This window comes from Pseudomonas entomophila, from assembly GCF_023277925.1.
GTDB lineage: Bacteria > Pseudomonadota > Gammaproteobacteria > Pseudomonadales > Pseudomonadaceae > Aquipseudomonas > Aquipseudomonas entomophila_D.
In genome coordinates this window covers 2,046,944-2,063,175 of record NZ_CP063832.1, presented here as the reverse complement: position 1 = coordinate 2,063,175, position 16,232 = coordinate 2,046,944, and the positions used below count along the sequence as shown (strand labels likewise).

Sequence of the window (16,232 nt, the reverse complement as noted above, 5' to 3'; positions counted from 1 at the left end):
GACGTGCAAGAGTTGATCGGTGCGGTTGGAGCGTTGTCGGCCAAGGAGCGGAAGGCCCTGGCCATCATGCTCAAGGACAAGGGGATCAACCTCTTCGGAGTCGCACCGGTCTTCAAGCGCGATCCACAGGCGCCTTTACGATTGTCCTACGCACAGCAGCGCCAGTGGTTCCTCTGGCAACTGGAGCCACACAGCGCTGCCTACAACATTCCCACCGCCCTGCGTCTGCGGGGCGTGCTCGATCCTGACGCCCTGCGCGCCGCCTTCGAGGCCTTGCTGGCGCGGCATGCCGCGCTGCGCACCGGCTTTGTCGAAGACGGCGAGCAGGTGCTGCAGTTCATTCGCCCGCCGCAAGCCTTCGCGCTGCCGGTACAGGCCCTGCAACCGGGCGTCGACGCCGGCGTCCAGGAGCGCCAGCTGCTGGAGCGCTGCCTGGGCCAGCCGTTCGACCTGCGTCACGACCTGCTGCTGCGCGCGGCATTGCTGCGCACCGGCGAGCACGAGCATGTGCTGGCCCTGGCCATGCACCATATCGTCTCGGACGGCTGGTCGATGCAGATCATCGTGCGCGAGCTGATGCAGCTGTATGCCGGTTTCAGTCGCGGTGAGCAGCCGACGTTGGCACCCCTGGCCATCGACTATGCCGACTACGCCCTGTGGCAGCGCGAGTGGATGGAGGCGGGCGAGCGCGACCGGCAACTCGACTACTGGGTCGCGCAACTGGGGCGCGCGCCGCTGGTGCTGGAGCTGCCCACCGACCGGCCACGGCCGTTGCGCCAGAGTTTCCGTGGGGCGCGCCTGGACATCCAGATCGACAGCGCACTGGCTGCGGGGCTCAAGCAATTGGCCCAGCGCAGCAACGTGACACTGTTCATGCTGTTGCTGGCTTCGTTCCAGACCTTGCTGCACCGCTACAGCGGCCAGGCCGACATTCGCGTCGGCGTGCCGGTGGCCAACCGCACGCGGGTCGAGACCGAAGGGCTGGTCGGTTTCTTCGCCAACACCCAGGTACTGGGTACGCATTTCGATGCCTGCACCGGCTTCGCCGAGTTGCTCGGGCAGGTCAAGGAGCGGGTGCTGGGCGCCCAGTCGCACCAGGACCTGCCGTTCGAACAACTGGTCGAGGCCTTGGCGCCGGAGCGTTCGCTGAGCCACAACCCACTGTTCCAGGCCATGTTCAACCATCAGGGCGGCAGTGCCGCAGCCGCGCCGTCCGGTAGCCTGGGGTTGGTTGCCGAAGTGATCGAGCGTGAAGGCAGCACCGCCCAGGTCGACCTGGCCCTGGCCACCGAGGAGCATGCCCAGGGCCTGAACGCCAGCCTCACCTATGCCACCGACCTGTTCGACGTCGCCACGGCGCAGCGTATGGCTCGGCACTGGTGCAACCTGCTGCGGGCCATCGTCGCGGCTCCGCAGCGCGCCGTCGGTGAACTGGCGATGCTCGATGACGCCGAGCGTGCGCTGATGCTGGACACCTGGAACGCCACCGCACACACCGGCTACCCGCTCGAGCAGCCGGTGCACCACCTGATCGAGGCCCAGGTGCGTCGCACGCCCGACGCGCCGGCGTTGCGCCTGGGCGACAGCGCGCTGTCCTACGCCCAGCTCAACGCCCGCGCCAACCAGCTGGCGCGGCACCTGCGGGCGCAGGGCATCGGCCCTGACCAGTTGGTGGGGATCGCCCTGGAGCGCAGCGTGGAGATGGTCGTCGGCCTGCTCGCCGTGCTCAAGGCCGGTGGCGCCTATGTGCCGCTGGACCCGGAATACCCCCAGGAGCGCCTGGCCTACATGATCGAGGACAGCGGCGTCAGCCTGCTGTTGACCAGCCAAGCCCTGCTCGCGCGCCTGCCCGTACCGGCGGGCCTGGCCTGCCTGGCTTTGGACACACTGGAGGTCGGCCAGCTCGATGACACTGACCTGGCCTTGCCGGTCGACGGCGAACACCTGGCCTACATGATCTACACCTCCGGCTCCACCGGGCGGCCCAAGGGCGCGGCCAATCGCCATCGCGCGCTGACCAACCGTCTGTGCTGGATGCAGGAAGCCTACGGCCTGGATGCCAGCGACGCGGTGCTGCAGAAGACCCCCTTCAGCTTCGACGTCTCGGTCTGGGAGTTTTTCTGGCCCTTGATGACCGGCGCCCGGCTGGTGCTGGCAGGTCCCGGCGAGCACCGCGATCCGGCGCGGCTGGTCGAACTGATCCAGCAGCAGCGGATCACCACCTTGCACTTCGTGCCGTCGATGCTCCAGGCCTTCATGCTCGACCCGGGCGCCGACAGCTGCCGTGGCCTCAAACGCATCATCTGCAGTGGCGAGGCGCTGCCCCTGGATACCCAGCAGCAGGTGCTGGAGCGGTTGGGGCAGGCGGGGCTATACAACCTGTACGGCCCGACCGAAGCCGCCATCGACGTCACCCACTGGACCTGCCGCGCGCAGCACCAGCACAGCGTGCCGATCGGCCAGCCGATCGCCAACCTGGCCACCCATATCCTCGATGCCGGGCTCAACCCGGTGGCGGTCGGCGTGGTGGGCGAGCTGTACCTGGGCGGCGAAGGTCTGGCGCGGGGCTATCACCAGCGTCCCGGGCTGACCGCCGAGCGTTTCGTCGCCAGCCCGTTCGGCCACGGCCGGTTGTATCGCACCGGTGACCTGGCGCGCTACCGCGCCGATGGCGTGATCGAGTACGCCGGCCGGATCGACCACCAGGTCAAGATCCGTGGCCTGCGCATCGAACTGGGCGAGATCGAGGCGCGCTTGCAGGAGCAGGCGGCGGTGTCCGAGTGCGTGGTCATCGCCGGCCAGGGCGCCGCGGGCGTGCAACTGCTGGCCTATGTGGTGGCCAGCGATCCGACGGTGGCCGGCGCCGACGCCGAGCGACAGCGGGCCGTGGCCGATGGGCTGAAGGCGGCGTTGGGCCAGGGCATGCCGGAGTACATGGTGCCGGCTCACCTGATCTTCCTCGCCAGCATGCCGTTGTCGCCCAACGGCAAGCTGGACCGCAAGGCGCTGCCGGCTTTCGACCAGCGTCAGGCCCAGGCTGTCTACCGCGCGCCGGAGAACGACCGGCAGCGCGCCGTGGCGGCGATCTGGCAGCAGTTGCTCGGCTGCGAGCAGGTCGGTCTTGACGATGATTTCTTCAGCCTCGGTGGCCACTCGCTGCTGGCCACCCAGCTGGTGTCGCGGGTGCGCCAGGCGCTGGAGATCGAGGTGCCGCTGCGCGTGCTGTTCGAGCACAGCCGGCTGCAAGGCTTCGTGGCCGCGCTGCAGCAGGGCGAGCGCCGCGAGCAGGGCGCCATCGTGGTGCTGCCGCGTGACGGCGGCCTGCCGCTGTCGTATGCCCAGGAGCGCCAGTGGTTCCTCTGGCAACTGGAACCGCGCAGCACGGCTTATGTGATCCCGATGGTCCTGCAGTTGCGCGGCGAACTGGGCATTCCCGCGCTGGAGCAAGCGTTCCAGCACCTGCTGGACCGTCACGAAAGTCTGCGTACCGTGTTTGCCGAGCAGGACGGACGTTGCGTTCAGGTGTTCCATCAGGACGCGCGGCTGCGCCTTGTGGCGCGCGAGCGTGACACCGGCCTGGACGAGCAGGCCGCCATCGATGCCTTCGTCAGTGGCGTGATTGGCCGCCCGTTCGACTTGCAGGCCGACCTGCTGCTGCGCGCCGAGTTGCTGCGCCTGGACGCGCAGCGCCATGTGCTGGTGGTGACCCAGCACCATATCGTTTCCGATGGCTGGTCGATGCAGGTGATGATCGATGAACTGCTGCACTGCTACGCCGCCGCGCGCGCCGGCGAAGTGGCGCAGCTGCCGGCCCTGGCGATCCAGTACGCCGACTTCGCCGCCTGGCAGCGGCAGTGGATGGACGCCGGGGAGCGCGAGCGGCAACTGGGCTACTGGCAGGACCACCTCGGCAGTGCGCCGGTGGTGCTGGAACTGCCGACCGACCATGTGCGCCCGGTGCAGCAGAGCCTGCGTGGCGCCCGCCTGCAGGTGCCGGTGGCGGCCGAGCTGCACCAGCGCCTCAAGGCCCTGGCCGAGCAGCAGGGCAGCACGCTGTTCATGGTCCTGCTGGCGGCCTACCAGGCGCTGTTGTTCCGCTACAGCGGCCAGCCGCGCATCCGGGTCGGCGTGCCGATCGCCAACCGCAACCGCCTGGAGACCGAGCGCCTGATCGGTTTCTTCGTCAACACCCAGGTGCTGCAGGCCGATCTGCAGGGCGAGGACAGCTTCACCGCGCTGCTGGCCCAGGTGCGCCAGGCGACCTTGGCGGCGCAGGAGCACCAGGACCTGCCGTTCGAGCAACTGGTCGACGCCTTGCAGCCTGAGCGCAGCCTGAGCTACAGCCCGCTGTTCCAGGTGATGTTCAACCATCAGGCCGAACATGCCGGTGCCGCGCCTTCGGCGCGTAGCCTGGCCGGGCTGGAGGTCCGCAGCCTGGGCTGGTCGGGAGAGAACGCCCAGTTCGACCTGACCCTGAGCACCCATGAGAGCCCGGGCCAGCTCTCGGCCTCGTTCACCTATGCCACCGACCTGTTCGAGGCCGCCACGGTCGAGCGCATGGCTGCCCACTGGCTGGGCTTGCTGGAAGCGATCGTCGAACGTCCGCAGACCGCCCTCGGCGAGCTGAACCTGCTGCAGCGTGCCGAGCAGGCGCGCCTGGCCAGCTTCAACCCACCGGCCGAAGCCTTCGACGACAGCCTCTGCGTGCACCAGCTGATCGAGCGCCAGGCCGAGCGCGAGCCGACGGCCCTGGCCCTGATCGACGGCGAACGACGGCTGGACCACGCCTGGCTGCAAGGCCGGGCCAACCGCCTGGCCCAGCACCTGGTGACCCTGGGCGTGGGCCCGGAAGTGCGGGTCGGCGTGGCCATGCCGCGCAGCGCCGAACTGCTGGTGGCCCTGCTGGCGGTGCTCAAGGCCGGTGGCACCTACGTGCCGCTGGACCCGGACTACCCGCAGGAGCGGCTGGCCTACATGCTCGCGGACAGCCAGGCACGGGTGCTGCTGACCCAGGCCGGGGTGCTCGAGGGCCTGGCCCTGGACGGGCTGGCCACGGTGCTGGTGGCGGAGGACGACCGCGCCCTGGCCGGCTACCCGGCCACGGCCCCGGCGGTGCGGGTGCTGCCGGACAACCTGGCCTATGTGATCTACACCTCCGGTTCCACCGGCCAGCCCAAGGGCGTGGCCATCGCCCACCGCAACGTGGCGGCGCTGGCGCACTGGTCGGCGGGGGTGTACGAGCGTGAGGCGATCCGCGGCGTGCTGGCCTCGACCTCGGTGTGCTTCGACCTGTCGGTGTGGGAGCTGTTCGTCACCCTGGCCAACGGCGGCCACGTGATCCTGGCGCGCAACGCCCTGGAGCTGGGCAGCCTGCCGGCGCGCGACGAAGTGCGGCTGGTCAACACGGTGCCGTCGGCGATTGCCGCGCTGCTGCGCGCCGGGGACATCCCGGCCGGGGTGCGCATCGTCAACCTGGCCGGCGAGCCGCTCAAGCAGACGCTGGTCGACAGCCTGTACGGGCTGGGCAGCCTGGCGCATGTCTACGACCTGTACGGGCCGTCGGAAGACACCACCTATTCGACCTTCAGCCGGCGCCAGGCCGGTGGCCAGGCCACCATCGGCCGGCCGCTGTGCAACAGCCGTGGCCACCTGCTGGACGACCAGCTGCAAGCGGTGCCGGTGGGGGTGGCGGCGGAGCTGTACCTGGCCGGCGCCGGCCTGACCCGCGGCTACCTGCTGCGCCCGGGGCTGACCGCCGAGAAGTTCGTGCCCAACCCTTACGGCGCGCCCGGCGAGCGCCTGTACCGCACCGGCGACCTGACCCGCTACCGCGAGGACGGCGAGCTGGAGTACATCGGCCGCATCGACCACCAGGTCAAGGTGCGCGGTTTCCGCATCGAACTGGGCGAGATCGAGGCGCGCCTGCAACGCCAGCCGGGCGTGCGCGAGGCGGTGGTGCTGGCGGTGGAAGGTGCCAGCGGCCAGCAACTGGTGGGCTACCTGGTGGCCGCCACGGCGCTGGACAGCGACCTGCTCAAGGCGGCGCTGCGCGAGCAACTGCCGGAGTACATGGTGCCGGCGCACCTGCTGCAACTGCCGAGCCTGCCGCTGACGCCCAATGGCAAGCTGGACCGCAAGGCCCTGCCGCTGCCGGACCTGGAAGCGGCGCAGGCCGACTACGTGGCGCCGGCCGGCGACCTGGAGCAACGCATCGCGGCGATCTGGCGCGATGTGCTCAAGCGCGAGCGGATCGGCGTGCGGGACAACTTCTTCGAGCTGGGCGGTGATTCGATCATCTCGATCCAGGTGGTCAGCCGGGCCCGCCAGGCGGGCATCCACTTCACGCCCAAGCAGCTGTTCCAGCACCAGACGGTGCAGGGCCTGGCGGCGGTGGCCAGCCTGGACGGCGCCGGCCTGCGGGTGGCGCAGGGCCGGGTCGAGGGGCGACGCCGTTGCTGCCGATCCACCGGGTGTTCTTCGACGAGGTGCAGGTCGAGCGCCATCACTGGAACCAGTCGGTGCTGCTCAAGCCGCAGCAGGCGCTGGACGGCGCGCGCCTGGACCAGGCCCTGGCCGCGGTGCTGGAGCACCACGACGCCTTGCGCCTGGGTTTCGTCGAGCAGGCCGGGCAGTGGCAGGCGCACTACCACGGGGTGCCGGCGCACAGTGTGCTGTGGCAGCGCGCGGTGGCCGACGCCGCCGCCCTGGAAGCCCTGGGCCGCGAAGCCCAGGCCAGCCTGGACCTGGCCCGCGGCCCGCTGCTGCGGGCAGTGCTGGCGCAACTGGACAATGGCGAGCAACGCCTGCTGCTGGTGATCCATCACCTGGCGGTGGATGGGGTGTCGTGGCGGATCCTGTTCGAGGACCTGCAGCAGGCCTACGAGCAGGGCGCGGCGGTGCAACTGCCGGCACGCACCAGCAGCGTGCGCGACTGGGCTGCGCAGTTGCAGGACTACGCCCGTGGCGAAGCGCTGCACGGGCAACTGGACTACTGGCAGGGGCAGCTCGACGGCGTCGCGGGCGACCTGCCGTGCGAACGGCCAGCCGGCAGCCTGGCGAACCAGCACGGCCACTCGGTGGTGACCCGGCTGTCGCGCGAGACCACGCGCCGGCTGCTGCAAGAGGCCCCGGCGGCGTACCGCACCCAGGTCAACGACCTGCTGCTGTGCGCCCTGGCGCGGGTGATCGGGCGCTGGAGCGGGCAGGCCGACACGGCGATCCTGCTGGAAGGCCACGGCCGCGAGGCGCTGTTCGACGAGGTCGACCTGACCCGCACGGTGGGCTGGTTCACCAGCCTGTTCCCGGTGCGCCTGAGCCAGTGCGAGGCGCCGGGGGCGAACCTGCGCCTGGTCAAGGAGCAACTGCGGGCGATCCCGGACAAGGGCCTGGGCTGGGGCGCGCTGCGCTACCTGGCCGACGAGGCGGTGCAGGCGCGCCTGGCGGCGCTGCCGGTGCCACGGATCACCTTCAACTACTTGGGCCAGTTCGACGGCAGCTTCGCCGCCGAGGACGGTGCGCTGTTCGTGCCTGCTGGCGAGTCGGTGGGCCCGGACCAGAGCCCGCAGGCGAACCTGGGCAACTGGTTGACGCTGAACGGCCGGGTGTATGGCGGCGAGTTCAGCCTCGGCTGGCGGTTCAGCACGCAGATGTTCGACGCGGCCACGGTACAGCGCCTGGCGGACGACTACGGGCGTGAGCTGGAAGCCTTGGTGGCGCACTGCTGCGCACTGGAGTCGCGTTCGGCGACGCCGTCGGACTTCCCGCTGGCAGGGCTGGACCTGGCGCAACTGGACAGCCTGCCACTGGCGCTGGAGCAGGTGGAGGACATCTACCCGCTGTCGCCGATGCAACAAGGCATGCTGTTCCACACCCTTTACGATCACGCCGGCGACTACATCAACCAGATGCGCCTGGACGTCGAAGGCCTGGATGTGGCGCGCTTCGAGGCCGCCTGGCAGGGCTGTGTGGATGCCCATGACATCCTGCGCAGCAGTTTCCTCTGGCAGGGCCTGGAGCGGCCGCTGCAAGTGATCCGCAAGTCGCTGGCGCTGACCTTGCAGGTGCACGACTGGCGCGACCGCGAGCACACCGCCAGCGACCTCGACGCGCTGGCCCAGGCGCAGCGGGAGCAGGGCTTCGACCTGGTCCAGCCGCCGTTGCTGCGCCTGGTGCTGGTGCGCCTGGGCGAGGACCGTCATCACCTGATCTACACCAGCCACCACATCCTGATGGACGGCTGGAGCAACTCGCGCCTGATGGGCGAGGTGCTGCAGCGCTACCGTGGCCAGGCCGTGCCGGCGCAGGCCGGGCGCTACCGCGACTATATCGGCTGGCTGGGCGCGCAGGACGCGCAGGCCACCGAGCGCTTCTGGCGCGAGCAGGTGGCGCCCTTGCAGGTGCCGACGCGCCTGGCGGGCATCTTCGGTGGCCTGTCGCAGGCCGATGCGCCGGGCGGCCAGGTCGAGCTGTATGCCGGCCTGGACGCGCAGCAGACCCGCGCGCTGGGCGAGTTCGCCCGTCAGCACAAACTGACCATGAACACCCTGGTGCAAGGCGCCTGGGCCTTGCTGCTGGCGCGCCATACCGGCCAGCAGCAAGTGGCCTTCGGGGCCACCGTGGCGGGGCGGCCGGCGCAACTGGTGGGGATCGAGCAGCAACTGGGGCTGTTCATCAACACCTTGCCGGTGGTCGTCGATGTCGAGGCCAGCCAACCCCTGGGCCAGTGGCTCGAGCACCTGCAGCAACGCAACCTGGCCCTGCGCGAGCACGAGCACACGGCGTTGTTCGATGTGCAGCGCTGGGCCGGGTTGGGTGACAACCTGTTCGACACGCTGCTGGTGTTCGAGAACTTCCCGATTTCCGAAGCCTTGCAGCAGGGCGCGCCGGATGGCCTGCGCTTCAGCGAGGTGCGCAACCGCGAGCAGACCAGCTTCCCGCTGACCCTGGCGGTGATCCATGGCGAGCGCCTGGTGCTGCACCTGAGCTTCGACAGCCGCAGCTTCCCGACCGCCACCCTGCAGCGCCTGGGCGAACAGCTCGCCGCCTTGTTGGCGCGCTTGCCGGGGCAGGTCGACCTGCCGTTGGCCGAGCTGGCGAGCCTGGATGAACGCGAGCAGGTCCGCCTGGCCAGCTTCAACCCGCCGGCCGAAGCCTTCGACGACAGCCTCTGCGTGCACCAGCTGATCGAGCGCCAGGCCGAGCGCGAACCGACGGCCCTGGCCCTGATCGACGGCGAACGACGGCTGGACCACGCCTGGCTGCAAGGCCGGGCCAACCGCCTGGCCCAGCACCTGGTGACCCTGGGTGTCGGCCCGGAAGTGCGGGTCGGCGTGGCCATGCCGCGCAGCGCCGAACTGCTGGTGGCCCTGCTGGCGGTGCTCAAGGCCGGTGGTACCTACGTGCCGCTGGACCCGGACTACCCGCAGGAGCGGCTGGCCTACATGCTCGCAGACAGCCAGGCACGGGTGCTGCTGACCCAGGCCGGGGTGCTCGAGGGCCTGGCCCTGGACGGGCTGGCCACGGTACTGGTGGCAGAGGACGACCGCGCCCTGGCCGGCTACCCGGCCACGGCCCCGGCGGTGCGGGTGCTGCCGGACAACCTGGCCTATGTGATCTACACCTCCGGTTCCACCGGCCAGCCCAAGGGCGTGGCCATCGCCCACCGCAACGTGGCGGCGCTGGCGCACTGGTCGGCGGGGGTGTACGAGCGTGAGGCGATCCGCGGCGTGCTGGCCTCGACCTCGGTGTGCTTCGACCTGTCGGTGTGGGAGCTGTTCGTCACCCTGGCCAACGGCGGCCACGTGATCCTGGCGCGCAACGCCCTGGAGCTGGGCAGCCTGCCGGCGCGCGACGAAGTGCGGCTGGTCAACACGGTGCCGTCGGCGATTGCCGCGCTGCTGCGCGCCGGGGACATCCCGGCCGGGGTGCGCATCGTCAACCTGGCCGGCGAGCCGCTCAAGCAGACGCTGGTCGACAGCCTGTACGGGCTGGGCAGCCTGGCGCATGTCTACGACCTGTACGGGCCGTCGGAAGACACCACCTATTCGACCTTCAGCCGGCGCCAGGCCGGTGGCCAGGCCACCATCGGCCGGCCGCTGTGCAACAGCCGTGGCCACCTGCTGGACGACCAGCTGCAAGCGGTGCCGGTGGGGGTGGCGGCGGAGCTGTACCTGGCCGGCGCCGGCCTGACCCGCGGCTACCTGCTGCGCCCGGGGCTGACCGCCGAGAAGTTCGTGCCCAACCCTTACGGCGCGCCCGGCGAGCGCCTGTACCGCACCGGCGACCTGACCCGCTACCGCGAGGACGGCGAGCTGGAGTACATCGGCCGCATCGACCACCAGGTCAAGGTGCGCGGTTTCCGCATCGAACTGGGCGAGATCGAGGCGCGCCTGCAACGCCAGCCGGGCGTGCGCGAGGCGGTGGTGCTGGCGGTGGAAGGTGCCAGCGGCCAGCAACTGGTGGGCTACCTGGTGGCCGCCACGGCGCTGGACAGCGACCTGCTCAAGGCGGCGCTGCGCGAGCAACTGCCGGAGTACATGGTGCCGGCGCACCTGCTGCAACTGCCGAGCCTGCCGCTGACGCCCAATGGCAAGCTGGACCGCAAGGCCCTGCCGCTGCCGGACCTGGAAGCGGCGCAGGCCGACTACGTGGCGCCGGCCGGCGACCTGGAGCAACGCATCGCGGCGATCTGGCGCGATGTGCTCAAGCGCGAGCGGATCGGCGTGCGGGACAACTTCTTCGAGCTGGGCGGTGATTCGATCATCTCGATCCAGGTGGTCAGCCGGGCCCGCCAGGCGGGCATCCACTTCACGCCCAAGCAGCTGTTCCAGCACCAGACGGTGCAGGGCCTGGCGGCGGTGGCCAGCCTGGACGGCGCCGGCCTGCGGGTGGCGCAGGGCCGGGTCGAGGGGGCGACGCCGTTGCTGCCGATCCACCGGGTGTTCTTCGACGAGGTGCAGGTCGAGCGCCATCACTGGAACCAGTCGGTGCTGCTCAAGCCGCAGCAGGCGCTGGACGGCGCGCGCCTGGACCAGGCCCTGGCCGCGGTGCTGGAGCACCACGACGCCTTGCGCCTGGGTTTCGTCGAGCAGGCCGGGCAGTGGCAGGCGCACTACCACGGGGTGCCGGCGCACAGTGTGCTGTGGCAGCGCGCGGTGGCCGACGCCGCCGCCCTGGAAGCCCTGGGCCGCGAAGCCCAGGCCAGCCTGGACCTGGCCCGCGGCCCGCTGCTGCGGGCAGTGCTGGCGCAACTGGACAATGGCGAGCAACGCCTGCTGCTGGTGATCCATCACCTGGCGGTGGACGGGGTGTCGTGGCGGATCCTGTTCGAGGACTTGCAGCAGGCCTACGAGCAGGGCGCGGCGGTGCAACTGCCGGCACGCACCAGCAGCGTGCGCGACTGGGCCGCGCAGTTGCAGGACTACGCCCGTGGCGAAGCGCTGCACGGGCAACTGGACTACTGGCAGGGGCAGCTCGACGGCGTCGCGGGCGACCTGCCGTGCGAACGGCCAGCCGGCAGCCTGGCGAACCAGCACGGCCACTCGGTGGTGACCCGGCTGTCGCGCGAGACCACGCGCCGGCTGCTGCAAGAGGCCCCGGCGGCGTACCGCACCCAGGTCAACGACCTGCTGCTGTGCGCCCTGGCGCGGGTGATCGGGCGCTGGAGCGGGCAGGCCGACACGGCGATCCTGCTGGAAGGCCACGGCCGCGAGGCGCTGTTCGACGAGGTCGACCTGACCCGCACGGTGGGCTGGTTCACCAGCCTGTTCCCGGTGCGCCTGAGCCAGTGCGAGGCGCCGGGGGCGAACCTGCGCCTGGTCAAGGAGCAACTGCGGGCGATCCCGGACAAGGGCCTGGGCTGGGGCGCGCTGCGCTACCTGGCCGACGAGGCGGTGCAGGCGCGCCTGGCGGCGCTGCCGGTGCCACGGATCACCTTCAACTACTTGGGCCAGTTCGACGGCAGCTTCGCCGCCGAGGACGGTGCGCTGTTCGTGCCGGCGGGCGAGTCGGTGGGCCCGGACCAGAGCCCGCAGGCGAACCTGGGCAACTGGCTGACGCTGAACGGCCGGGTGTATGGCGGCGAGTTCAGCCTCGGCTGGCGGTTCAGCACGCAGATGTTCGACGAGGCCACGGTACAGCGCCTGGCGGACGACTACGGGCGTGAGCTGGAAGCCTTGGTGGCGCACTGCTGCGCACTGGAGTCGCGTTCGGCGACGCCGTCGGACTTCCCGCTGGCAGGGCTGGACCTGGCGCAGCTGGACAGCCTGCCGCTGGCGCTGGAGCAGGTGGAGGACATCTACCCGCTGTCGCCGATGCAGCAGGGCATGCTGTTCCACACCCAGGACGGCAACGACGCCGACCTGTACATCAACCAGATCAGCGTCGCGGTGCAGGGCCTGGACGTGGCGCGCTTCGAGGCGGCCTGGAACCAGGTCATCGCTCGCCACGAGATCCTGCGCACCGGTTTCCATGCCAGTGCCAGCCTGGCCCAGCCGCTGCAGTTCGTGCAGCGCCAGGCGAGCTTGCCGCTGCGGGAACTGGACTGGCGCGACCGCGACATCACCGCCGATGCGCTCGCGGCCGTGGCCGCGGCCGAGTGCGCTGCCGGCTTCGACCTGCTGCACCCCCCGCTGACCCGGATCACCCTGGTGCGCACCGCCGAGGACGCCCACCAACTGATCTGGACCAGCCACCACATCCTGATGGACGGCTGGAGCAACTCGCGCCTGCTGGGCGAAGTGTTCCAGGCCTATGCCGGGCATGCGCTGCCGGCCCGCCAGGGGCAGTATCGCGACTACATCCAGTGGCTGCAGGCACAGTCGGCCGAGGCCAACGAAGCCTTCTGGCGTGCCCGCCTGGCCGACCTGGAGGGGCCGACCCTGCTGGCCGGCAGCCTTGCGCCGCAACCGGCGCCGGGGTTGTCGGGCCATGGCGCGCTGTACCTGAAGTGGGACGAGGCCGCCACGGCGCGCCTCAAAGCCCAGGCCCAGCGCCTGCGGGTCACCGCCAACACCTTGGTGCAGGCGGCCTGGCTGTTGCTGTTGCAGCGCTACACCGGCCAACGCACGCCGTGCTTCGGCGCGGTGGTGGCAGGGCGACCGGCCAGCCTGGCCGGCGCCGACGAGATGCTCGGCCTGTTCATCAACACCTTGCCGATCGTGCAGACCCCCGACCCACGGCAGTCGCTGGAGCAGTGGCTGCAGCAACTGCAGGCCTACAACCTGGAGGCGCGTGACCACGAGCAGACCGCACTGGCCGATATCCAGCGCTGGTCCGGCCAAGGTGGGCAGGCGCTGTTCGACAGCATCGTGGTGTTCGAGAACTACCCGGTGGACGAGCGCCTGAAGCAGAGCGGCGACGATCGCCTGCGCTTCGGCGAGGTGCAGGGCCGTGACGTGACCAACTACGCCATGGACCTGGCGGTAAGCCTCAACGCAACCTTGTCGATCGAGTTCCTGTACCTGCGCGAGCGCTTCACCGAAGCGGCCTGCGCCCAGTTGATGCGCAGCTTCGACGTGCTGTTGCAGGCGATGCTGGAAGACCCTCGGGTCACGATCGGCAGCCTGGGCGTGCTGGACGCCGCCGAGCAACAGGCGCTGCAGGCAGGCAACGCGCTGGCCGACAGCGAGGCGGCGCCGCTGCTGGTGCACGCCATCGCCCGCCAGGCCGCTGCCCGCGGCCAGGCCCAGGCCGTGGTCTGCGCCGGGCAGAGCCTGAGCTATGCCGAGCTGGAACAACGCGCCTCGGCGCTGGCGGCGCGGCTGCTGGCCGCCGGCGTCGGCCCGGAAACCCGCGTGGGGGTGGCCCTGGAACGTTCGGTACAGATGATCGTGGCGTTCTATGCGGTGATGAAGGCCGGCGCGGCCTATGTGCCGCTGGATATCGACTACCCACGTGAGCGGCTGGACTGGATCATCGAGGATTCGGCCATGGCGGCGCTGATCACCCAAGCCAGTGTCGCCGCGCGCCTGGATGGCACGGCGGTGGGGTTGTGCATCGATATCGATGCGCCGTCGGCGCCACCGGCGCAGGTGCCCCCATCCCCGGCCTTGGCCGGCAACCTGGCCTACCTGATCTACACCTCCGGCTCCACCGGCAAGCCCAAGGGCGTGGCGGTGTCCCAGGGCGGCATCGCCATGCACTGCCAGGCCATCGCCGAGCGCTACGAAATGGGGCCGCACACCCGTGAGCTGCTGTTCATGTCGTTCGCCTTCGACGGTGCCCAGGAGCGTTGGTTGTCGACCCTGCTCCGCGGCGGTTGCCTGGTGCTGCGCGACAACCAACTGTGGACTGCCGAGCAGACCTGGCAGGTCCTGCACGAGCAAGCGATCAGCATCGCCTGCTTCCCGCCGGCCTACCTGCAGCAGCTGGCCGAGTACGCCGAGGGGCGCGTGCCGCCGGCGGTGGACATCTACTGCTTCGGCGGCGACGCGGTGGCCCAGGCCAACTTCGACAAGGTGCGGCGCAACCTGCGGCCACGCTACCTGACCAACGGCTACGGGCCAACCGAGACGGTGGTCACGCCCCTGCTGTGGAAGGTCGACGCCCAGGGCCGTTGCGAGGCCGCCTATGCGCCGATCGGCACCCGGGTAGGGCAGCGCACGCTGTATGTGCTGGATGCCCACCTCAACCCGCTGCCCGTCGGCGTGGCCGGCGAGCTGTACATCGGTGGCGCGGGCGTGGCCCGTGGTTACCATGCGCGGCCGGGGCTGACCGCCGAACGCTTCGTCGCCGACCCGTTCAGCGAAGGCGGACGCCTGTACCGCACCGGCGACCTGGTCCGGCAGCGCGCCGATGGCGTGTTCGACTACCTCGGCCGTCTCGACCATCAGGTCAAGGTGCGCGGCTTCCGCATCGAGCTGGGCGAGATCGAAGCGCGCCTGCGTGAACAGCCGGGTGTGCGTGACGCGGTGGTGGTGGCGCGGCGCGATGAGCGTGGCGACCAGTTGCTGGGCTACGTGGTGTCCGAAGTGGCCGGTGAGCGCGAGCTGCGTGAAGCCTTGGCGGCGCAGTTGCCCGACTACATGGTGCCGAGCCGCATCGTGCGCCTCGATGCGCTGCCGCTGAACCCCAACGGCAAGGTCGACCGCAAGGCGCTGCCCGAGCCTGGGGCCAGCGAGCGACGCCATGTGGCGCCGCGCACGCCGGTGGAACAGGCCCTGGCGGCGATCTGGCAGGAAGTGCTCGAGGTCGAGCAGGTCGGGGTGACCGACAACTTCTTCGAGTTGGGCGGCGATTCCCTGCGCATCCTCAAGGTGCTGGGCAAGCTGCGCGGTCGACCGGAGCTGGGGCTGGAACTGAAACTGCGCGACCTGATGACGCGTCCGACCATCGCCCAGCTCAGCGGCCATGACGAACGCGCCGAGGCGCTGCTCGATCCGTTGCTCGCGCTCAACGGGCCATGCCCCGAGCGGCCGGCGCTGTTCTGCCTGCACGCCGGCTTCGGCACGGTGTTCGACTACGAGCCGCTGGCCCGCCAGTTGGAGGGGCGTCGCCGGGTGTACGGGTTGCAGTGCCGCATGCTGCTGGACCGCGACTGGCAGGACGACTCGCTGCAAGGCATGGCCATCGACTATGCCCAGTACATTCGCCAGAAACAGCCCCAGGGGCCGTACCTGCTGCTGGGCTGGTCGCTGGGTGGCACGTTGGCGGTGCTGGTCGCCGAGGAACTGCGGCGCCAGGGGCAGGTGGTGGACTTCCTGGGCCTGGTCGACAGCTTCATCCCCGGCCAGGGCATCAGCCAGGTCAGCGATGCCGAAGAGCTGCGCGGTTTCCTCGCGGTAACCCTGCAGCGTGATGTGGCGCAGCTGCCGTTGCTTGAATGCCCGCAGCCGTTGCAGGTCGCGGCGCTGGCCGAACGCATCGGCGAGCTGCAGGCGAGCGTGCCGGGCGGTATCGGCTTCGATGCCCAGGACCTGGCCCAGGGCTTTGTCGTGGCCATGCGCCTGAAAGCACTGAGCGAGGGCCTGGCCGGCCTGCCGCGGATCGATGTGGCGGCGCATTGCTGGTGGGCCGGCGAGGCCAACGGCCAGGCGACGGTCACCCGCTTCGAAGCCGGCTTCGCTGAAGTGGTGCAACGCCACTGGCTGAACACCACGCACTTCGAAATCCCACGCCATCCGGCCCTGTTGCGGGCCGTGCATGAGCATCTCGGCAGCCTCGAGACCCTCGCAGGCTGATCCAACCCCGGGCCCTGGTGACAGGGCCCGGTTCTTTTTCATCGTTGAAGGAAT

At 70.2% G+C, this 16,232-nt stretch carries 1 protein-coding gene and 1 pseudogene; both read left to right on the top strand.

Translation table 11 applies throughout. The annotated features are described in order from the left end of the window. Nucleotides 1–3 precede the first annotated feature (3 nt). Nucleotides 4–6,360: pseudogene (locus IM733_RS08885) on the top strand (amino acid adenylation domain-containing protein); the annotation flags it as partial. A 110-nt stretch (nucleotides 6,361–6,470) separates the two neighbouring features. Next, nucleotides 6,471–16,178 carry an amino acid adenylation domain-containing protein gene (locus IM733_RS08880; protein WP_432760418.1) on the top strand — a complete coding sequence of 3,236 codons (9,708 nt, stop codon included), beginning with the start codon at nucleotides 6,471–6,473 and terminating at the stop codon, nucleotides 16,176–16,178. Nucleotides 16,179–16,232 lie beyond the last annotated feature (54 nt).